Origin of the sequence: Shewanella sp. DAU305, from assembly GCF_026802235.1 — a bacterium.
Classification (GTDB): Bacteria; Pseudomonadota; Gammaproteobacteria; order Enterobacterales; family Shewanellaceae; genus Shewanella; species Shewanella baltica.
Map to the genome: position 1 here is coordinate 1,758,788 of NZ_CP113808.1, position 22,127 is coordinate 1,780,914.

The following is a 22,127-nucleotide window of genomic DNA, read 5'->3' on the forward strand; positions in this document are numbered from 1 at the left end:
ATTTAGTCGTACTAGGCCTCTATTTTTAACGCTATTCTGTCTGTTTTTTAAGTCAGTATGTCCGCAACCTTTTGACTTCAAACCGAGAGTATTCACCTGTAAATACGTGATTTTAGCGTGCAACTGCTGTAGCCTCGTGGAAATTTATTGTTTCTTGTTCTGATCTTTTAGGATGCAAGCTTAGAGCTTTGCCATCTAAGGTTGTTGGTTATTTTCCCCGTGACTTTTGCTGAGTCTATTGCTTGTTAGCAAAGCGTTCACTCATTAGAGAGGGTGTCATGTGAATGCACTTCAAATGAATGCACTTCAAAACCCAATTAGGCAGTTCAATTTCGTGAAACTAGCTGTGCTGGCATTGCTAAGCTTTTTGGCTGGCTGTTCTTCAATGCAGACGGGGGAGAATGGTAACTGGGTGGGATTCACTGAATCGGGTCAGGCTTCCTTTTATGGGGATAAACATCAAAATAAGCAGACGGCTAGTGGTGAACTTTACAAACATAAGTTAAAGACGGCGGCGCATAAAAAGTTACCCTTTGGTTCGAGCGTTAAGGTCACCAATGTCAATAATGGCAAAAGTGTGATTATTAGAATCAATGATAGAGGGCCTTTCGTGCGTGGCCGCATTATTGATCTGTCTAAATCGGCGTTCAGTAGCATAGGCAACACTTCCTCTGGTTTGATTGACGTGAAAATTGAAGTGATTAAATAGCGGCTATATTGAAAAGGATTATTTCGAAAGGGCTGTCTCGAAAAGCTATCTTGAAACACTGCTTCGCCGCAATTTAATGATTGAGTGTATTAAACCGAGTCAACGCTTTTGAATAAAATGCCAAAGCAGACAATTTGTTAAGCCGATATTTGGGCTTTACGGCATTTGGTGAGAGACTAGCGGCAGACTTGGATAACAGTAAAAGGACCCGCTATGGAATACCCATTAGTAAGTACGCAGTGGCTCGAAGCACACCTCACCGATCCCCATTTAGTCTTGCTCGATGCCAGTATGGAAACCGTTATTGGTAAAGAACCTCTGGTGTACGATGAGCCTATTTGTATTCCGCGCTCACGTCGATTCGACTTGGAAAATGTGTTTTGCGATAGCACTTCAACTCAAATCCATGCCTTGCCGACGTTTGAGCAATTCATCCAAGGGATAGCGCAACTTGGGATTGAGGCCGACAGTGTTATCGTTATCTATGATAACCAAGGCATTTATTCAGCCCCACGGGCGTGGTGGACCTTTAAAGTCATGGGTTTTAATCGAGTCTATGTACTCGATGGTGGCTTGCCTCAGTGGATTGAAGAAGACCGCATCACCTCATCGCGTTATCAAGCCGAAGGCGTCGATTATGGCCCGACGGATATCGATACATTAGCTGATGTGCTGCAATACCACCCCGAGCGGGTGATGGATGCCGAGGCCGTGTTATCACGTATCGAAGATGCCGAAACCGCGATTGTCGATGCCCGTGGTGCGCCACGCTTTTTAGGCCAAGTGAGTGAGCCGCGCCCCGGTGTGCGCTCAGGGCATATTCCTCGCTCGGTTAACTTACCCTTCGCTCAAGTGCTCGATGGTAATAAAATCAAATCGACCAGTGAGTTACAGGCTATTTATCAAGGGCTAGCAGCGGACAAGTCCGCACGGATATTTAGCTGTGGCTCTGGGATTACGGCGTGTATTCTGATCTTGGCTTCGGTTGCGGCAGGGCATACACATCCCATCCTCTATGATGGCTCGTGGGCGGATTGGGGCAGTCGTACCGATCTGCCGATTGAGTGCTAATTGAGCCGTGCATTGATTGAGTCAATGCAGTTTTGAGCATTATGTCATTGCAGTGTCATAACCGCTGCGTCGTTTGGCTAGATCACCAAGGAGGCTCCCTTGATAGGCAGATTGATTGATAAGTTAGTTTTTGGGTTGATTCTGGTGATTGCCTTGCAGTTGCCGCAACTGGCTGATCATTATCAGCAATTTCTGGCTGGACTCTATGCATCGACCCAATGGCAGGTAGAAGGTTACGAGGCAACGGCTAAGGAATATCATTATGCCGATGCTGAGGCCATGATTGCCCGTCATCAGCAAAATGAGGAGCCTAGTGTGCGTGCCGACGCCGAGCAAAAGGTACAGACAATCGAGCTTTATAAAGAGTTAACACAAGGCTTGGCGATGTTTAACACGGGCAATTTGTTTGAGAAAACTGCTTATATGTTTAATCCCGTTCGCTTTGATTATCTTGAGAAAACCGTCAGTAACTTTAAGCCGGGAATACCTTTAACCACCAGTGGGATTGGTTTTGGCGTTGTGGTGGCGTTAGTCGTGCATTATCTCGGGTCAATCCCTTTTATCCTGTGGGCAAGGCGTAGAAAGCGGCAGAGATTAGCGAGAGCAAATTAGCTTTTAAAAGTTGTTATGCTTGTTAGACCGAGGTTATCTCTTAGGCGAGGCTTAGCGTTGTTGCTGCCCTAGTTTTACTGAATAACTTGTACAGAATGACTCGTATCTAAATGACGAGTGGTTAAATGGTTCGTGCTTATAACAATGATGCCCATCGGATTATGTATCCGATGGGCATCATGCGTTATGGCTTCAAACCAGTCCTTAAAACAAGTCTTTGAATCTGTGATACAACATGCCAGCCGCGAGCATAGGTGAACGAAATGTCGGGCCGCCGGGGAAGGTCATGTGTTTGATTTTTGCGAACACATCGAAATGTCCTGCCTGCTGGCAGATAGCCTCGGCCAGCAGTTTTGCCGCCATGTGAGTGGCATTCACCCCATGTCCTGCATAGGCTTGGGCGTAGAAAATATTATTGGCATCGGGCAGGCGACCAATTTGTGGCATACGGTTAGCCCCAATACCTATCATGCCACCCCATTCATAATCGATACGCACGCCTTTTAACTGCGGGAACACCTTCTCCAGATTCGGTCTTAGTGCTGCTTCAATATCTCTGGGGTCTTTACCTGAGTAAGTGCAAAGGCCACCAAACAGCAGTCGACGATCTGCGGATAAGTGAAAGTAATCTAAGGCAATTCGCATATCGGCGAAGGCCATATTCTGCGGGATAATGCTCGCACATTGGGCCGCAGTTAAGGGCTCGGTCGCCAATAAATAACTGCCAGCGGGTAACACTTTGCCCCCAACAAAACTGTTAAGTTTGTGGCCAATATAGGCATTGCCAGCCAGTACCAAGTATTGGCAAGTGACTTCGCCCTTGGGGGTGATGACTTTAGGTTTAGCGCCTTGAATGATTTTTTCGGCGGCGCTGTATTCAAATAACTGTGCGCCCAGATTACGGGCGACGCGGGCCTCACCCAGAGCAAGATTCAGCGGGTGTAAATGGCCGCTGCCCATATCAACCAGCGCACCTTGATAAAAATCTGAGCCTATGACTTCACCTAATTGTCCCTTAGTTAACAGCTTGATTTCTTGCTGATAACCCATGGCCTTGAGTGCGCTAAATTCTTCTTCAAGCTCATCCATGTGACGAGGTTTAACTGCTAAGTCGCAATAACCCATTTGCAGATCGCAGTCGATATTGTGTTCTTGTATGCGATTTTGCACAATTTCGACGGCTTCAAAGCCCATCTGTTGAATTGCTTGAACACCTTCAGTGCCGATTTCACTGTGAAATTGTGCAGGGTCATGGCCTATGCCGCGAATGAGTTCGCCGCCGTTTCGCCCTGATGCGCCCCAGCCAATACGCTTGGCTTCTAATAGGACGACACTCATGCCGCGCTGTGCGAGTTCTATGGCGGTATTGATACCGCTAAAGCCGCCGCCCACTATGCAGACATCGGCACTGATATTGCCTTCGAGTTGTGGGTGCGCGTAAATTTCTTTAGCAGTATCAACATAATAAGAGTGTGGATACTGCTCGCTGTGCACCGGAGGTTTGCTTGCCATTATGGCTCCAAAAAATTGTTTTTATTGTAAATTGGACTTGTCTCAGTATACTCATCACACTTTTAACATGACGCAAAAAAGTGTTCGTTTTATTTAACACGCTTTTTATGTAGAATACAATGAAAGCAGTAAAACACGCGCTTTTTGGGCGAAAATGCGTTCTGGATGGTGTTTATCCTGAACAACCTGTTCGTCATCTATCGGGGTTGACCCGAGCCTTTAGGGGGATGTGAAATTTGGATATTGGAGCCAGCCTCAAAACTGTTCGAAAAATGAAAGGCTTATCTCAACGAGAATTGGCCAAACGTGCTGGAGTGACTAACAGTACGATTTCAATGATCGAGAAAAACAGTGTTAGCCCGTCAGTCAGCTCTCTAAAAAAAGTGCTGTCGGGTATCCCGATGTCTTTAGTGGATTTTTTCTCCATTGAAGCCTCTGCGGATAGTGAGCAAAAGGTCGTCTATCGATCCAATGAATTACTGGATATCGGCACTGGACCACTTGAATTTAAGCTGATCGGCCGTGACTATCCGAATCGTGCTATGTCAGTGATGAGTGAAATATATCCGCCCGGTTCAGATACGGGTGAAGAAATGCTGAAGCACGAAGGTGAAGAGGCTGCCATGGTGATCGAAGGTAAATTCGAGCTCACTGTGGGTGATGAAGTGTATATTTTGGAAGCGGGTGACAGTTACTACTTTAACAGTGAAGTGCCCCATAGATTCCGTAATCCCTTTGATAAACCTTGCCGTTTGGTGAGTGCGACTACGCCTGCGAACTTCTAGTTAAGTCATTAACTTATCCTATTATTTAACACCTTAGGCCACTCATTCGCTAAAAGTGAGTGGCGTAATACTGTTATTCAACACAACTGCGGATTTACCTCCTTTCTAATCCTGTCATATTTGTTATATATCCTCTTCTTTGTGTAAATAATATTGGTTCAAATTTAGCGCGAATACGGTTTAATTTACGCTGCTAAAAGTGAGCTTTTTGCCAGCTGAAGCACTATTTTATTCACATGAAATAACATTAAATAACCACAATATAGGTTTAACTACATGTTATTTATGCTTATTAAACATAAGTGGATGAAATAATCTTTAACAAGTGCTTAACCTCTTGCCTAGTATGAAATTTCGGTGTACTGTGTGAAAAAATGAACATTTAAAGACAAAGTGTTCGTTATGCTAGTAAAACGAATTCTAAAGGTGAGATATGTCAGCCGATTTGCCCCTCATAGGTGTTATTGCTTGTAATCAACAACTGGGTTCACATCCCTTTAATATTGTTGGTGAAAAATACCTTTTAGGTGTAGTTAATGGCGCGAAAGGCTGGCCGTTAGTGATCCCATCGTTAGGCGGCGATTTACCGATAGACGCGATTTTAGAACGTCTTGACGGTATTTTGTTTACTGGCTCTCCTTCTAATGTAGAACCCCATCTTTATGCAGGCCAACCGAGTGAGCTTGGTACACACCATGATCCTAAACGTGATGCGACGACTTTGCCGCTGATCCACGCTGCTATTGCTGCTGGGGTACCTGTATTAGGTATTTGTCGCGGTTTTCAAGAAATGAATGTGGCCTTTGGTGGCAGTTTGCACCAGAAGCTATATGAGGTGGGTGGCTTTATTGAACATAGAGAAGATAAAACCGCATCCTTAGATGTGCAATATGGGGCTTCTCACAGTATTTCTGTTGAGCCCGGGGGGCTTATTTACGAGGCCTGGGGCCGTAACTCTGCAGAGGTCAACTCTGTGCATACTCAAGGCGTGGAGCGTCTGGGTGTTGGGTTGCGGCCAGAAGCTTATGCTCCAGATGGGTTAGTGGAGGCTTTCTCCGTAATAGGTACTAAAGAATTTGCCCTCGGTGTGCAATGGCATCCAGAGTGGAAGGTGAGCGAAAATCCGTTTTACCTCTCCCTTTTCAATGCCTTCGGTGATGCATGCCGGCGCAGGGCTACAACTCGAGTGAAATAATAATGAATAAGCTAATCGCTTTTTTAAAAGAACGAAAAATCACAGAAGTCGAATGTGTTATCAGTGACATGACTGGCATCGCCCGCGGCAAGATTGCACCAGTCGATAAGTTTCTCGATGAAAAAGGCATGCGTTTGCCCGAAAGCGTGCTGTTACAAACCGTCACCGGCGATTTTGTGAATGAAGATGTTTACTACAGCTTGCTCGATGCAGCCGACATCGATTTTGTCTGTGTACCCGATGAAAACGCTGTTTTTATGTTGCCTTGGACCATAGAAGCCACGGCGCAGGTGATCCACGATTGCTACGACAGAATGGGTAATCCGATTGAGCTGTCACCACGTAACGTATTGAAAAAAGTCTTGTCTCTCTATGACGAACAGGGCTGGGAACCGGTTATCGCTCCTGAAATGGAGTTCTATTTGACCCGTCGTAGTGACGACCACGATTTACCTCTAAAGCCACCTATTGGCCGTTCAGGTCGCCCCGAAGCGGGTCGCCAGTCTTTCTCTATCGATGCTGCCAACGAATACGATCCTATGTTTGAAGACATGTACGATTGGTGTGAGCTTCAAGGTCTAGATATCGATACCTTAATCCATGAAGATGGCCCAGCTCAGATGGAGATTAACTTCAGCCACGGCAATCCATTGTCCCTTGCTGATCAAGTGTTTATCTTTAAACGCACCTTGCGCGAAGCGGCACTTAAGCACGATGTTTGCGCTACTTTTATGGCCAAACCAGTGACTGACGAACCTGGTAGTGCAATGCACATTCACCAGAGTGTGATCAATAAAGAGACGGGCAAAAATATTTTCACCAATGAAGATGGCACTAAGAGCCAGTTATTCTTGGGATATATTGCCGGTCTGCAAAAATTCATCCCTGAGTTGCTGCCGCTGATGGCGCCCAATGCAAACTCTTTCCGTCGTTTCCTACCCGGTACTTCGGCGCCAGTGAACTTAGAGTGGGGCGATGAAAACCGCACCTGTGGATTACGTATTCCCGAGTCTTCGCCACAAAACCGTCGTATCGAAAACCGGATTCCCGGCGCCGATGCAAACTGTTATTTGGCCATTGCCGCGAGCTTATTGTGTGGTTATATCGGTATGGTTGAGGAGCTAAAACCTTCTACGCCAGTGCAAGGTAAAGCCAACGAAAGCCGCAGCAACAACACCCATTGTTTACCGCTTACCTTAGAAGAAGCCTTAGCGGCGATGGAAGAAAGTGATGCTTGTAAGGAGTATTTAGGTGAAGCCTTCACCACAGGTTTTGTGGCGGTGAAACAGGCCGAACTTGAAAACTTCCGCCGTGTGGTCAGTTCATGGGAACGTGAATTCCTATTGCTCACTGTGTAATGTTTTTGGATTAAGTGCACTAGCTGTGTTACCGCGTTAACCCAGACAAATCTAAGGTTAGCGTCGGTAACAACAAGATAGAGGTTTGCACTGTTTTAGTGAAGTCGCACCCAACCGGTGCAACTCACTTGTTAAATAATCTGATGGTTTTTAATGGCTTGTTGATTAAAGTGATTATTCAATTCAGATGTGTGTCCGCTAGAAAAGTGAAATAGGCCTAACTGTTTTAAGTCGCTCGTTTGCTAGAGTCGCTAACTAATTGTTAGTCATATTTAAAATGTGTTTTATCTTAGTGGTTTTTGCGATTACTTAGGGACTTGAGGCATTTGCCTTAATGTTGCAATATGTACAAGCAGTGTCATATCTAGTCTAATTTTTTGAGTGTTAATGCAATACCGATGCCTCGAAAATTTGGCACGAAACCTGATACTTAACAAATTGCAGCAAGATATAAAGGTGGCATGGAACTCATGCCGTAGAGACTGCCGATGCGGTTTGTAAGGTGTAGCATTGGTCGAAAATAACAACAATATCCGGATAGCCCGGTGACACAATGTCAGAATTTGCTTAAGCAATTCTGCTACCCGAGAAAGGAGAAAGCATGAAGCTATTTAATAAGATGACCACTCTAGCTCTGGTCACTGCGAGCGTATTAGCGAGCGCAGCGGCCCAGGCGGAAGAAGTGGTTCGCGTGTATAACTGGTCAGATTATATCGCGGAAGATACCTTAGAAAACTTCAAGAAAGAAACGGGCATTCGGGTAATTTACGATGTGTTCGATAGTAACGAAGTGCTTGAGGCTAAATTGCTGTCTGGTCGTAGTGGCTACGATATCGTTGTCCCTTCTAACCACTTTCTCGCTAAGCAAATCAAAGCGGGTGCTTTCAAACCTTTAGATCGCGCTAAGCTACCTAACTTCAAAAATTTAAATCCCGCCCTGATGAAGCTACTTGAGAAAGCCGATCCGGGTAACCAGTATGCCGTGCCTTATTTATGGGGAACCAATGGTATTGGTTACAACATAGATAAAGTGAAAGCGGCTGTGGGTGAAGATGCGCCATTCAACTCAATGGAACTGATCTTTAATCCTAAATATGCTGAAAAAATCTCAAAGTGTGGCTTTGCTATGCTGGACTCTGCCGACGATATGGTGCCCCAAGCACTGATTTATTTAGGTTTAGATCCTAACAGCGCCAACCCGAGCGATTATGAAAAAGCCGGTGAGTTACTGGAAAAAATCCGTCCTTACGTGACCTATTTCCACTCATCTCGCTATATTTCTGATTTAGCAAACGGTGACATTTGTGTGGCCTTTGGTTTCTCTGGCGACGTATTCCAAGCTAAAGCACGTGCTGAAGAGGCGGGTAATGGCAATAAGATTGGTTACTCGATTCCAAAAGAAGGCGCCAACCTGTGGTTTGATATGTTAGCTATCCCAGCCGATTCGACTAACGCAGATAATGCACTGACGCTGATTAACTATTTTCTCCGTCCAGAAGTCATAGCGCCTATCTCTAACTATGTGGCCTATGCTAACCCGAACGATCCTGCCCAACCTCTGGTTGATGAGGCTATCCGCACCGATCCCGCGATTTATCCACCACAAGAAGTGTTAGATAAACTTTATATTGGTGAAATCCGTCCTTTGAAAATCCAACGCGTATTAACCCGTGTTTGGACCAAAGTGAAGTCAGGACAATAGTCGATAAGGGGCAAGCCTAGCTTGCCCCTAACTTGGCAGACTTGCTATGTCCAATCCTATGCATAGTTCATCCACGTATAGGATTTGACACAGTTTGGTTAACCTCTTTTCATTCATTAATCGTGTTGAACCCAGAGTTTGAGCGTATTGACGCATCATTTTCGGGTGGAGAAGTACTATGGCAATCACCTCGGGCGTCACCAATAAACCGACAACAAAGACGCAAGAAAAAGTACTGCTCAGAATTGAGCGGGTAAGCAAGTTATTCGATGACGTACGGGCTGTCGACGACGTGTCATTAACCATCAATAAAGGCGAAATCTTTGCCTTACTCGGCGGCTCAGGCTCGGGTAAGTCGACGTTATTGCGCATGTTAGCGGGATTTGAAAAGCCCACCTCTGGCCGTATTTTCCTCGATGGCGAAGACATCACAGATTTACCCCCATACGAACGTCCGATCAATATGATGTTCCAATCCTATGCTCTGTTTCCCCACATGACAGTGGCGCAAAACATTGCCTTTGGTTTGAAGCAAGACAAGTTACCTAAGGCCGAAATTGAGCAGCGTGTACAAGATATGCTCAAGTTAGTGCACATGGAGCAGTATGGTAAACGTAAGCCACATCAGTTATCCGGTGGTCAACGTCAGCGTGTTGCCTTGGCTCGTTCACTGGCAAAACGGCCGAAATTATTACTGCTCGATGAGCCTATGGGCGCATTGGACAAAAAACTGCGTACCCAGATGCAACTCGAAGTGGTGGAAATTCTTGAGCGTGTCGGTGTGACCTGCGTGATGGTGACCCACGATCAGGAAGAAGCCATGACAATGGCGGGACGCATTTCAATTATGAGCGACGGTTGGATTGCCCAAACAGGCTCGCCCATGGACATTTACGAAAGCCCGAACAGCCGCATGATTGCCGAGTTTATCGGCACTGTGAACTTGTTTGGTGGCGCGATTGAAGTGGATGAAGTCGACCATTTGATCATTAAACCTAATGAGTTGGCTCAATCTTTTTATGTCGGTTACGGGGTGTCGACCAACGTCGAAGACAAAAACGTGTGGCTCGCTGTGCGTCCTGAAAAGACCATTATTAGCCGCGAACAGCCTGAAGGTCAGTACAACTGGGCCAAGGGAATCGTACACGATATCGCGTATTTAGGCGGTATTTCAGTGTATTACATTCGTTTAGAGAATGGTCAAATCGTCCAGTGCAGTATGACTAACCGTGAACGCCGCGCCGATCATGCCACATGGGATGACGAAGTGTTCATCAGTTGGGAGGACACCAGTGGCGTGGTGTTGAGATCATGAAGATACCGACTAAATTAAAGTGGCTCAAAGGCCGCATTTGGACCATAGGCATACCCTATGCTTGGCTGTTATTGTTCTTTGCCTTGCCATTTGCGATTGTCCTTAAACTGAGTTTTTCGACGGCGGCGATTGCGATCCCACCCTATGAAGCCACGTTCCAATATGCCGATGATGTGTTAAATATCTTCCTGCATTTTGGTAACTATTTGATGTTGCTTGATGATTCGCTGTATTACATGGCTTATCTCAGCTCATTGAAAATGGCGTTAATCTCGACTATTGGCTGTTTGATTATTGGCTATCCAATGGCCTATGCGATTGCCCGTGCGCCAGCGCGTTTGCAAACCGTATTGCTGCTGTTAGTCATGTTGCCTTCTTGGACCTCATTTTTAATCCGGGTTTACGCTTGGATGGGGATCTTAAGTAACACAGGGATCATCAACCATTCGCTGATGTGGCTGGGAATCATCTCTGAGCCGTTACAAATCCTCAATACCAATATTGCCGTGTATATCGGCATTATCTATGCGTATTTACCTTTTATGATTTTGCCCTTGTACGCCACCTTAGTGAAACTCGATATGAGTTTGATTGAAGCCGCGTCTGACTTAGGCTCAAGCCGTTTAAATACCTTCTGGAAAATCACTTTCCCGCTGTCAAAAAGCGGTGTGATTGCCGGTTCTATGTTGGTGTTTATTCCTGCCGTGGGTGAGTTTGTGATCCCTGAGCTACTCGGTGGTCCAGATTCCTTAATGATAGGTCGAGTCTTATGGCAAGAATTCTTCAATAACCGCGACTGGCCTGTGGCTTCGTCACTGGCGATTGTAATGCTGGGCTTATTGATTATTCCTATTACCTTATTCCATCGCTATCAGGCGCGTAGTTTGGAGAAAGACCTATGAAAAAGTTAAGTTTTTCTTCAGCGATGTTGTGGTTTGGCTTGTTCTTCCTGTATGCACCTATGTTAGTGCTGGTGATTTACTCCTTTAACGACTCTAAATTAGTGACGGTATGGGGCGGATTTTCACCTAAATGGTATGGCGAGTTATTTCAAGACCAACAGATTTTAGACGCAGTATGGACCAGCCTGCGGATAGCGTTTTATAGCTCAACCATGGCGGTGATTATTGGCACTATGGCTGCTTTTGTGATGACACGCTTTAAGCGTTCATGGGCGAAGCTGACATTATCGAACATGATCACTGCACCACTGGTTATGCCAGAGGTGATCACGGGTCTGTCTTTGCTACTGCTATTTGTGCACATGGCCGACTTGTTTGGTTGGCCGAAAGAGCGCGGCATGTTAACTGTGTGGATTGCGCATTCGACCTTCTGCGCTGCCTATGTGGCTGTGGTTGTGTCGTCAAGATTGCGCGAGCTGGACATGTCTATCGAAGAAGCGGCAATGGACTTAGGGGCAACCCCGCTTAAGACCTTCTTCCTGATCACTGTGCCTATGATTTCGCCGGCGCTGGTGGCGGGTTGGTTGTTGTCATTCAGTTTGTCCTTAGACGATTTAGTGATCGCAAGTTTTGCCTCGGGCCCAGGTGCAACGACGCTGCCTATGGTGGTGTTCTCCTCGGTACGTTTAGGGGTTTCGCCTAAGATCAACGCCTTAGCGACGCTGATCATTCTGTGTGTCTCCTTAATCGCCTTCTTGTCTTGGTATATGGCAAGGCGGGCAGAGAAACGCGACCGCACACCGATGAACTAGTTTGCTTAATCTTGGGGTGGCTTTGGTATCGTCAAAGCCACCCTTGTTAATTGTCACCGCTTCCATCATCCGCTTCGCTTTGCAGGCCAGTTCTGCTACTCGACACCATTAGCATGACATCACAGCGCTTAAGATTATTGCGTGTTTGAAATATCAAACAAAATGTAAATTATTGCACTTTTCTGGCTAGTGTTTCGTTTTCTGAAGGTGTAGGATGTGATGGCTGTTTAAAATAATGAACATTAGAATTCAAGGGAACAACATGTCTGCCATAGCTCACGCTGGATCATATTATGCGGCATCGGCCAACGATAAGGTTGAACGTCCGCGCCTAGAGGAATCGATTGAAGCCGATGTTTGTGTGATTGGCGCGGGTTATACGGGCCTTTCTGCCGCGCTGCATTTATTAGAATCTGGCTTTAGTGTGGTGGTGTTAGAAGCCGCTCGCATTGGCTGGGGCGCCTCGGGCCGTAATGGCGGACAAATCGTCAATAGTTTTAGCCGTGACATTGATACTATTGAAAAAACAGTCGGCAAAGAACAAGGTAAACTCTTTGGCCAAATGGCTTTTGAGGGCGGAAAAATCATCCGCGATCGGATTGCTAAGTACAACATTCAATGCGATCTAAAAGATGGCGGCGTGTTTGCCGCGATGAACGAAAAACAAATGGGTCATCTGCGCCATCAAAAGCAACTGTGGGAAAGCCACGGTCATGTTAATCAGCTCGAACTTCTCGATGCCAAAGGCATTCGCGGTGTGGTAAATACTGAGCGCTATGTCGGTGGTCTGCTCGATAAAAGCGGCGGCCATATTCATCCGCTTAACTTAGCTCTTGGCGAAGCGCGTGCGGTCGAATCCCTCGGCGGCAAGATTTTTGAAGACTCAGCAGTGCTGAGTGTCGATGAAGGCGATAGCCCAGTTGTGCATACGGCGCAGGGCAGTGTCAAAGCCAAGTTTGTGGTCGTGGCGGGTAATGCTTATTTAGGTAAGTTAATGCCAGAGCTGCAGGCGAAATCTATGCCCTGCGGCACGCAAGTGATTACCACTGAGCCTTTGAGTGACGATTTGGCGGCGAGCTTATTACCGCAGGATTACTGCGTCGAAGACTGTAACTATCTACTCGATTATTTCCGCCTGTCTGGCGACAAGCGGATGATTTACGGCGGCGGCGTAGTGTATGGCGCCCGCGATCCGGCGGATATCAAGTCGATCATCATTCCGAATATGCTCAAAACCTTTCCGCAATTAAAAGATGTGAAGATCGATTATGCGTGGACAGGTAACTTCCTACTGACGCTATCGCGCCTGCCACAGGTCGGTCGTATCGGTAAGAATATCTATTATTCACAGGGTTGCAGTGGCCACGGTGTCACTTATACCCATCTGGCAGGCAAGTTACTGGCCGAAATGCTCAACGGCCAAGCCACGCGTTTCGACGCCTTTGCTGCATTGCCACATTATCCATTCCCCGGTGGTCACGCACTTCGCGTCCCTTTTAGTGCTATCGGAGCTTGGTATTACACGTTAAGAGACAAACTGGGTCTCTAATATCATCACTTTTAAGAAGCTAGGTAGCTTCACAATACGAGGAAATCCTTGTGCAATTAAATGATCCGAGTTTGCTACATCAACAGTCTTTTATTAATGGTCAATGGTGTGATGCCGTTTCTGGTGACACGTTAAAGGTGGTTAATCCCGCAACCAATGCCCTGATTGGTCATGTTCCTAATATGGGACAAGTTGAAACCGAGATGGCGATTAAGGCGGCAGAAGCGGCTTTACCTGCATGGCGAGCGCTCACAGCCAAAGAGCGCGGCGCTAAGTTAAGGCGTTGGTTTGAATTACTCAATGAAAACAGTGATGACTTAGCATTGCTCATGACGACTGAGCAGGGTAAACCGCTGGCAGAAGCTAAAGGTGAAGTAACCTATGCCGCTTCGTTTATCGAGTGGTTTGCCGAAGAAGCGAAACGTATTTATGGCGATACCATTCCCGGACATCAAGGGGATAAGCGCTTGATGGTGATCAAGCAGCCTGTCGGTGTAACCGCTGCGATAACGCCGTGGAACTTTCCTGCGGCGATGATCACCCGTAAAGCCGCTCCAGCGTTAGCTGCTGGTTGCACTATGGTGGTAAAACCGGCGCACCAAACACCATTTACCGCATTAGCGATGGCTGAACTCGCTAAGCGTGCCGGTATTCCTGCGGGCGTATTTAGTGTGTTAACGGGTGATGCGGTGCAGATTGGTAATGAAATGTGCAGCAACCCGATAGTGCGTAAGCTGTCTTTCACTGGCTCAACCAATATCGGTATTAAATTAATGGCGCAATGTGCGCCTACCTTAAAAAAACTGTCGCTAGAGCTTGGCGGCAATGCGCCATTTATCGTGTTTAATGATGCCAATATCGATGCCGCTGTCGAAGGCGCTATGATTGCTAAATATCGTAATGCTGGCCAAACCTGCGTCTGCGCTAACCGCATTTATGTGCAAGACGGTGTATACGACGAGTTCGCCTTAAAACTCAGCACTGCAGTGGGCAAGCTTAAGGTTGGAGAGGGCATCAAGGAGGGCATCACTACGGGTCCGTTGATCAATGCTGCCGCAGTCGAAAAAGTGCAAAGTCATCTTATCGACGCCATAGCTAAAGGTGCATCTGTGCTCGCAGGCGGTAAAGTCCACGACCTTGGCGGTAATTTCTTCGAGCCAACCGTGCTGACTAACGTTAATAAAAGCATGCTCGTTGCCCGCGAAGAAACCTTTGGTCCACTCGCGCCGCTGTTTAAATTCAGCGATGTCGACGATGTGATTAAACAAGCTAACGATACTGAATTTGGCCTTGCCGCTTATTTCTATGGCCGCGATATTTCACTGGTGTGGAAAGTCGCCGAAGCCTTGGAATACGGCATGGTTGGGGTCAACACTGGCTTGATTTCGACGGAAGTCGCACCCTTTGGCGGGATGAAATCCTCTGGACTGGGCCGCGAAGGTTCTAAGTACGGCATCGAAGAATATTTAGAAATGAAGTACATCTGCATGTCCGTTTAATACGGTCCGATTTGGCGTGTGAGGAACACTAAATGACAACAACCAATGATTCATTGATGGCACGTCGCCAAGCCGCAGTTGCGGGTGGTGTCGGGCAAATTCACCCGATCTTTACCGCGCGCGCCGAAAACGCGACCGTGTGGGATGTTGAAGGTCGCGAGTTTATCGATTTTGCGGGCGGCATTGCTGTGCTTAATACCGGTCATCTTCACCCTAAAGTGAAGGCGGCGGTTGCGGCTCAGCTGGATAATTTCTCCCACACTTGTTTTATGGTGCTTGGTTACGAGAGCTATATCCAAGTGTGTGAAAAGCTCAATCAATTGGTGCCAGGGGATTTTGCCAAGAAGACGGCATTATTCACTAGTGGTTCAGAAGCGGTTGAAAACGCAGTTAAAGTGGCGCGTGCCTATACCAAACGTGCTGGCGTGATTGCGTTTACCTCTGGCTACCATGGTCGCACTATCGCAGCCTTGGCACTGACCGGAAAAGTCGCGCCTTACAGTAAAGGTATGGGGCTGATGTCGGCGAATGTGTTCCGTGCCGAGTTCCCGTGCGAGATGCACGGCGTGTCCGATGATGATGCGATGGCATCGATTGAACGTATCTTTAAAAATGATGCCGAGCCAAGTGATATTGCCGCCATTATTTTAGAGCCAGTACAGGGCGAGGGTGGTTTTTATGCTGCATCACCCGCCTTTATGCAGCGGTTGCGCGCATTATGCGATCGTGAAGGCATTATGCTGATCGCCGATGAAGTGCAAACGGGCGCTGGCCGTACCGGCACTTTCTTTGCCATGGAGCAAATGGGCGTGAGTGCAGATATCACTACTTTTGCTAAATCTATCGCGGGTGGGTTCCCACTTTCTGGCATTACTGGCCGCGCGCAAGTGATGGATGCCATTGGTCCGGGTGGTCTTGGCGGTACGTATGGTGGCAGCCCGTTAGCGTGCGCCGCGGCGCTTGCTGTTATTGAAGTGTTTGAAGAAGAAAAGCTGTTAGATCGTGCCAATACCATAGGTGAGCGCATTAAGTCTGCATTGAACGTGATGCAGGTCGAACATGCTCAAATCGCCGATGTGCGTGGTTTAGGCGCGATGATCGCCATTGAATTGATGGAAGATGGCAAACCTGCACCGCACTATTGCGCGCAAGTATTGAGTGATGCCCGTGACCGTGGATTGATTTTATTATCCTGCGGCACTTACGGTAATGTGCTGCGTATTTTGGTGCCATTAACCGCGCCGGATGCACAAATTGATGCAGGCCTTGGTATCCTCAAAGCCAGCTTCGATGCCGTTTTGAAAAGCTAATATTGCTTTGATATAAAGCTGTTTTAGATGACAGTTTTACATAATGAAAATCCCGCTTCGGCGGGATTTTTTATGGAAGTGGCGATTGTTTTGGCGTTTGCCATTTTTACTGCCAATGGCTTTCAGCACGAGTCAGTTGACTGAATGGCTACTGTTTAATCTCCATTAGGATCTGCAGCGCTTTTTTGCGTTTATCAAGGTCGTACAAGTCATTGGTAAAGATAAACTCATTCACGCCAAGTTCTTTGACGATCATTTCCAAACGATGCTTAATCGTCGCTGGGCCGCCAATGACAGATAAACCTAAGAAATTATCGACATAGGTTTCTTCTTGCGCACTCCATAAGCCATCCATCGTTTCAACCGGAGGTTTTAACCATAACTCGTGACCACGGATAAGCGCCAGTACGCGCTGTTTCGAGGTCGTGCCCAGAAATTGCGCCTCTTCATCAGTGTCGGCAGCAACGAGCGGCAAACCTAACATCACATAGGGCTTATCAAGCACTTGAGAAGGTTTAAAGTCGCGGCGATAGATTTCAATCGCATCGTAAAGAAAACGTGGGGCAAAGTGGCCCGCAAACACATAGGGCAAACCGCGCTGTGCCGCTAATTGTGCGCTAAAGAGACTCGAGCCCAATAACCAAATCGGCACATTGGTGCCTTCTCCAGGAATCGCTCGCACCGTATGGCGACGATTGTAAGGGCCGAGTAAGGTTTGTAATTCACTGACTTCTTCAGGGAATTGTTCGGCGCGACTAGTATCGCGGTTCAGTGCTCGGCTGGTAACTTGATCGCTGCCGGGTGCGCGTCCCAGTCCTAAATCGATACGACCAGGATAGAGACTTTCAAGGGTGCCAAACTGCTCGGCGACCACTAATGGCGCATGGTTTGGCAGCATAATGCCACCCGCGCCGACGCGAATACGCTGCGTATTGCCAGCAATATAACCAATTAATACTGAGGTCGCCGCGCTGGCGATGCCGGGCATATTGTGGTGTTCGGCAAACCAAAAACGATTAAAGCCGAGCCGATCGGCTTCCTTGGCATACTGCAAACTGTTGTGCAGCGTTTCACCCACAGTCGAACCTTGGCGCATGGGCGCGAGTTCCAATAGTGAGAAGGGAATATCGGCCAATATTGATGTCTGTTGTGACATAGTGTCTCCAAGTGACTGCCGTCTTTTGCTAGCGAAAACATTCGGCGCTAACTGTGTTAGTCGCATTGCTAGTGGCATTGTTAGGCGCATAGCGAAGAACAAGCGTTAACGGCTCAGTCTTGATGAATAAAAAGGTATTCAGTGATATTGATATGGGGCTAAGTACCGCGCTTCTCAAGCTTGAACGGTTAACTCTTTTCCCCTTCGTTATTTCATTAGTCATGTCAATTTGAGTTTGCACTTGAGCAGCGTTATTAAACCGAGTGCGTCTTGGTTCATACTTGCTTTGTAACAAATCGAGACGGTGAAGTCATCCCAGCGTGAGGGACGATAATGTGGAACTGAAGATCTTATTCTCAGCAACTCAGCGCTAGGCCTGTCACTGCGGGATTGGGTGAGGTTTGCTACAGCTCATTTGGTTATGAGTTGCAACACAAGGGTATAACTAAGTGAAGTGATAAAAAAACTGCCGACAGCAGGGCTACCGGCAGTTGAGGTTATGCAATAGATAAATCGCTATTGTCAGTCGAGCATTACTGCTCGGCTTTCACATCCCGTAGCGATGCCGCAGCACTTTCATTCTCAGTATTATTATGTGAATGGTGAGTCTCAGTCAGGCGACGCATTAGCGGCAATACCGCAAGGGCGATAAAGGTACAGACCACAGCCGCGATACCCAACTTATTAAATAGGCTGGTGTATACGGGCAAGGTTTGCAGTGGATCGACTAAATCTTTTGGCACACTGGCGAAGTTAGCGACCACACCGCCCAGATACTGTGAAATACCTGAGGCGACGAAATAGGCGCCCATCATAAAGCCGCCCATACGCGCAGGCACGTAGCGGGCAATCATGGCAAGACCAAGACCACTCACCAGCAATTCGCCTAAAGAGTAAGAGGCATAGCCCCAGATCATGATCCATGAAGAGGTTTTACCGTTGACGGCGAATTGTCCGGCAAAGCCATAGATAAAGAAGCCAATCGCCACAACGGCAAAACCTAAGGCAAATTTCGCCGCGATAGAGAAGTCTTTATCATTACGACCCGCCCACGAATAACTCCACGCTAAGATTGGACTTAACACCATAATCCATAATGGATTTAATGCTTGGAACTGGGCCGGTGACCAAGTCCACAAATGGGTACCAAAAATTTGGAAATCCCAGTCCACGTTACGCAAGGCAAACAGCGCCAACGAAGTCGACATTTGTTGATAGAAGATAAAGAAGAACACGGTTTGCACTGTGAGGATCAGCGCCGCAATCAGTCCCGCTCGTTCACTGGTTTCGCTGGTGCGGATCAAGTGGAAGAAAATGGCCAATACGGCTACGCCAGCGGCGTAAACAAAGACACGGGCAACCGCTTCATATTCCAAAATAATGGCTGAAGCGACAACCGACAATGCGGATAGACCCAATACAATCGCGAGGTTTTTCTTGTTCACTGGGCGAGTATCGGGCTCAGAACCGTAATGGACTAAACTCTTACGCATAAGTGCATAGTTGCCTAACCCCACCAATATACCGACACAACACACGGCAAAGGCGGCATGCCAGCCAAACTCGTTGCCATACTGGGCGTTGACATAATCTTTAATCCAAGGCGTCAGCAACATAGAGAAGGTCGAGCCCACGTTGACCGCCATATAATAGATGGTAAACGCACTGTCGATTTTAGAATCGTCACCTTCGTAAATTTTACGAACTAAGTTACCGGCATTGGGTTTGAACAGCCCGTTACCGACCACAATCACACCGAGCGCCGAAAACATAAACCACGTATTTTCAGTGGGTACGGCCATCAGCGCATAACCCAGAGACAAAATCCCCGCACCCAGCAGCATAGTGCGTTTAGTGCCGAGGATCTTATCCCCAACCCAGCCACCTATCGCCGGTGATACATAAATGAGCGCCGCACAGGCACTCCATACTAAGTTTGCCCGTGAGTCATCAAAGCCAAGGCGCTGCACCATAAAGTACACAATCAGCGCTTGCATGCCGTAATAACCAAAGCGTTCCCATAATTCGATAAGAGACACAGTCATAAATGAATGTGTTTTACTTACCGGAGCAGTCCCAATAGTCATATCGCTTGCTTCCAACATTGTTGTTTTAATATTTGAGCTCAAAAGTATAAGGCGATAACCCAAGCAAACCAATGGCAGAGACTGGCAAAACAGACTTTGTTACAAATGAATTGATGAATTTTAATGTATGTTTAAGGTGCTAAGTTGTGTAAGCAATGATTTTGGGCGCGCAGATAAACCCAGCTAAACCTAAAGTCGTCAGCATCAGTAACAGTGAGATAACACTTTATATATCGCTGAGTTAGCGGACTGAGGGTTTAAACTCGATAAAAATATTGCTCGTTAGCCGGCCTGTTCTTGGGTTGGCATCAATATCGGTTTGTGGGTTCACTAAGGTGGAATGCAGCAAATTACCGGGATAAATCACTAAACGATTCGGGCGATACTCGACTTGATGATAAATCTCATAATGACTGTCGCTTTCAACACAATAGCCCGACGGATGGCGAGTAATGTCATCGACCAGAGGCTGAGCCGACTTAAAGTAGTCTGGCATACGCTCTTCATTTATCCGCTCAAAGCCCGTCGGAATATGGCGGAAAAACGCCGTATTGCCATGGGGACCGTCGTTTAAATAGTGTAACAGCGCGAAATAGTGCGGTGAGGGAGTATCAAAATGCGGCAGGCATTGCAGCGGTTTAAGCTCACTCGCGGGGGTGCTGATCAGCGAGAAATACAATGCCTGTAATTTGATGCTTAAGCTCGAAGGGATTTGGTACACATCATAAATCAGTTGGTACACAAGATTGAGTACATCGGTGACATAGGCCTGTGGCAAGGGGGCACGCACGCCGGGGTAAAAAGACCCGTTATCGGCAGAAAAGTGTGCTTGGTTGTAGGCACACTCACGTATTGGCAATAGATCCGCCGCAACATCATCGATAATAATCAAGGGCGTCTTTTCATTGCCAAGATAGGCTAGCTGAGGCGTGAGCTTGACTGTTTGTGACTTAATTGTCTGTGGCTTAGTTGCCTGTTGCTTATTCGTATCAGCGTTGCGATCTAAGGTTTGCATCCCAGTCCCTCACATTGGCATAGGTTTAGTGTTGGCTAGAACCTCAGCTGGGCAATAGTGCTGAATAAAATCGATGTGGGCAGGTAGGCTTTCGACCTTACGCTTAACGGTTGATTTAATGTTGTTTAAGAAGGCTTCGAGTTCAGGCTCTTCCATCACATCGACTATCGGGTGATAGTGTTTTGGCATTATGCCTTGGCCCATCATCACTTGGATCCATGAGCTTTCGCCAAAGAGTTCACTACCGTATTTATAGACTTTGCCGCTGTCGGCAAACATTTCGATACGATGTTTGAGCGACGCTGGAATGTCCATATTTTTACAATAACGCCAGAAACGGCTGTCCTCGCGTTCCGTGGCCTTGTAATGCAAGATGATAAAGTCGCGGATATTGTCCATTTCGAGTTTAGTTTGTTGATTAAACTCATCAATATCGGATTGCACTATGCCCGCCGACGGAAATAGTTGCATCAATCTGATAATACTACGTTGGATTAAATGAATGCTGGTGGATTCGAGTGGCTCTAAAAAGCCGCCGGACAGCCCGACGGCAACACAGTTTTTATGCCAATGCAGGCGACGGGTGCCGGTTTTAAACTTAATGACCCTAGGCTTATTCAGCGGTTCCCCTTCAAGATTAGCGAGGAGCAACTCAGTGGCATCCTCATCTGAGATAAATTTGCTGCAAAAGACCAGGCCATTGCCCGTGCGATTTTGCAGTGGAATACGCCACTGCCAACCCGAATCGCGGGCAATCGAGCGAGTATAGGGAATAGGGGCACCCACTGACTGCGTTTGCACCGCAATCGCACTGTCGCAGGGGAGATAATGGCTCCAATCTTCAAAGCCAGTATTAAGCGTTTGTTCGATCAGCAGTGCGCGAAAGCCGGTGCAATCGATAAACAAATCCCCTTCGATTGTTTCGTCATTCTCTAAGACGAGCGCTTTGATATTGCCGCTATCATGATGCTGTAATACCTGTTTTATTTTTCCTTCAATACGGTGAATGCCGTGTTGTTCGGCCATTTTTCGAAGGTACTTGGCATAGAGACTGGCGTCCATGTGGTAAGCATGGTTGTAATCTTGGTTTGGCAGTACGGCAAAGCGTCCTTGACGAGCGGCGAGATGTTCGGCGCAGTAGTCGCCTATTTCACTCACAATGCCGAGTTGTTTGCCTTTCAGCCAAAAATGTTGAAAACCACAGGCCCAACAATCTTTACCTAAAAAACCAAAGGAATGCAGGTAGTTTTTATTGATATTCTGCCAATTTTCAAAGGAGATCCCGAGTTTAAAGGTCGCATTTGTCGCTGCCATGACCTCTTGTTCTTTGAGGCCGAGTAATCGATGGAAAATATGTAATGTGGGGATCGTCGCTTCGCCCACACCGACCGTACCTATTTCATCGGATTCGACCAGCACAATTTCTAAGTGTTTGCCCATCAACTTAGTCAGCGCCGCAGCAGCCATCCATCCGGCTGTTCCGCCACCCGCAATCACGACTCTTTTTATGGCTGTTGTCATCGTTTATATCCTCAACT

The 22,127-nt window shown here is 47.1% G+C and carries 18 protein-coding genes; 13 read left to right on the plus strand and 5 right to left on the minus strand.

What is annotated here, in order from left to right:
* The first annotated feature begins 295 nt into the window (after window positions 1-295).
* The 3 genes from OX890_RS07600 to OX890_RS07610 all read left to right on the plus strand — a co-directional run bounded on the left by OX890_RS07600 (window position 296) and on the right by OX890_RS07610 (window position 2,392).
* The gene (locus tag OX890_RS07600; protein WP_268650602.1) at window positions 296-709 is read left to right on the plus strand and encodes a septal ring lytic transglycosylase RlpA family protein; all 414 of its coding nucleotides are present in this window, start codon (window positions 296-298) and stop codon (window positions 707-709) included.
* A gap of 213 nt (window positions 710-922) precedes the next feature.
* Window positions 923-1,780: a sulfurtransferase gene (locus tag OX890_RS07605; protein WP_107946779.1), complete on the plus strand. Its 858-nt coding sequence runs from the start codon at window positions 923-925 to the stop codon at window positions 1,778-1,780.
* 99 nt (window positions 1,781-1,879) lie between these two features.
* On the plus strand, window positions 1,880-2,392 hold the full coding sequence (locus OX890_RS07610) for a DUF2937 family protein (protein ID WP_107946780.1): 513 nt from the start codon (window positions 1,880-1,882) through the stop codon (window positions 2,390-2,392).
* Between the two features lie 204 nt (window positions 2,393-2,596).
* Here the strand turns inward: OX890_RS07610 and OX890_RS07615 are convergent, their stop codons facing one another.
* The gene (locus OX890_RS07615) at window positions 2,597-3,904 is read right to left on the minus strand and encodes an NAD(P)/FAD-dependent oxidoreductase (protein ID WP_107946781.1); all 1,308 of its coding nucleotides are present in this window, start codon (window positions 3,902-3,904) and stop codon (window positions 2,597-2,599) included.
* A 236-nt stretch (window positions 3,905-4,140) separates the two neighbouring features.
* Between OX890_RS07615 and OX890_RS07620 the strand changes: the two genes are divergently transcribed.
* From OX890_RS07620 to gabT, 10 genes are all read left to right on the plus strand, one after another.
* Entirely contained in the window at window positions 4,141-4,689 is a 549-nt protein-coding gene (locus OX890_RS07620) for a cupin domain-containing protein (RefSeq protein ID WP_268650369.1), read from the plus strand.
* A gap of 433 nt (window positions 4,690-5,122) precedes the next feature.
* Window positions 5,123-5,884 (plus strand): gamma-glutamyl-gamma-aminobutyrate hydrolase family protein, encoded by a 762-nt coding sequence (locus OX890_RS07625; protein WP_268650370.1) that lies wholly within the window; start codon window positions 5,123-5,125, stop codon window positions 5,882-5,884.
* Between the two features lie 2 nt (window positions 5,885-5,886).
* Complete coding sequence (locus tag OX890_RS07630) at window positions 5,887-7,242, plus strand: glutamine synthetase family protein (protein ID WP_063884501.1); 1,356 nt, start codon at window positions 5,887-5,889, stop codon at window positions 7,240-7,242.
* A gap of 601 nt (window positions 7,243-7,843) precedes the next feature.
* Window positions 7,844-8,944: a polyamine ABC transporter substrate-binding protein gene (locus tag OX890_RS07635; protein WP_259513052.1), complete on the plus strand. Its 1,101-nt coding sequence runs from the start codon at window positions 7,844-7,846 to the stop codon at window positions 8,942-8,944.
* 178 nt (window positions 8,945-9,122) lie between these two features.
* On the plus strand, window positions 9,123-10,259 hold the full coding sequence (potA, locus tag OX890_RS07640; RefSeq protein ID WP_006080699.1) for a polyamine ABC transporter ATP-binding protein: 1,137 nt from the start codon (window positions 9,123-9,125) through the stop codon (window positions 10,257-10,259).
* Complete coding sequence (locus OX890_RS07645; RefSeq protein WP_006080701.1) at window positions 10,256-11,161, plus strand: ABC transporter permease subunit; 906 nt, start codon at window positions 10,256-10,258, stop codon at window positions 11,159-11,161. The genes potA and OX890_RS07645 overlap by 4 nt, the downstream gene beginning before the upstream one ends.
* Entirely contained in the window at window positions 11,158-11,973 is an 816-nt protein-coding gene (locus tag OX890_RS07650) for an ABC transporter permease subunit (RefSeq protein ID WP_006080702.1), read from the plus strand. The genes OX890_RS07645 and OX890_RS07650 overlap by 4 nt, the downstream gene beginning before the upstream one ends.
* Before the next feature lie 262 nt (window positions 11,974-12,235).
* Window positions 12,236-13,522: an NAD(P)/FAD-dependent oxidoreductase gene (locus tag OX890_RS07655; RefSeq protein ID WP_012196784.1), complete on the plus strand. Its 1,287-nt coding sequence runs from the start codon at window positions 12,236-12,238 to the stop codon at window positions 13,520-13,522.
* Between the two features lie 50 nt (window positions 13,523-13,572).
* Window positions 13,573-15,021, plus strand: a complete 1,449-nt coding sequence (gabD, locus tag OX890_RS07660; RefSeq protein WP_012196785.1) for an NADP-dependent succinate-semialdehyde dehydrogenase — start codon at window positions 13,573-13,575, stop codon at window positions 15,019-15,021.
* Window positions 15,022-15,053: 32 nt separating this feature from the next.
* On the plus strand, window positions 15,054-16,331 hold the full coding sequence (gabT, locus tag OX890_RS07665) for a 4-aminobutyrate--2-oxoglutarate transaminase (RefSeq protein WP_012196786.1): 1,278 nt from the start codon (window positions 15,054-15,056) through the stop codon (window positions 16,329-16,331).
* 148 nt (window positions 16,332-16,479) lie between these two features.
* On the opposite strand, the gene OX890_RS07670 is transcribed toward gabT, so the two are convergent.
* The 4 genes from OX890_RS07670 to OX890_RS07685 all read right to left on the minus strand — a co-directional run bounded on the left by OX890_RS07670 (window position 16,480) and on the right by OX890_RS07685 (window position 22,110).
* The gene (locus OX890_RS07670) at window positions 16,480-17,487 is read right to left on the minus strand and encodes an LLM class flavin-dependent oxidoreductase (RefSeq protein WP_268650371.1); all 1,008 of its coding nucleotides are present in this window, start codon (window positions 17,485-17,487) and stop codon (window positions 16,480-16,482) included.
* A gap of 533 nt (window positions 17,488-18,020) precedes the next feature.
* Window positions 18,021-19,574 (minus strand): peptide MFS transporter, encoded by a 1,554-nt coding sequence (locus tag OX890_RS07675; protein ID WP_259582400.1) that lies wholly within the window; start codon window positions 19,572-19,574, stop codon window positions 18,021-18,023.
* A gap of 241 nt (window positions 19,575-19,815) precedes the next feature.
* Complete coding sequence (locus OX890_RS07680) at window positions 19,816-20,589, minus strand: DUF6445 family protein (protein ID WP_268650372.1); 774 nt, start codon at window positions 20,587-20,589, stop codon at window positions 19,816-19,818.
* Between the two features lie 9 nt (window positions 20,590-20,598).
* A complete protein-coding gene (locus tag OX890_RS07685; protein ID WP_268650373.1) occupies window positions 20,599-22,110 on the minus strand; it encodes a tryptophan halogenase family protein in 1,512 nt (503 codons plus the stop codon).
* Between the last annotated feature and the right edge of the window lie 17 nt (window positions 22,111-22,127).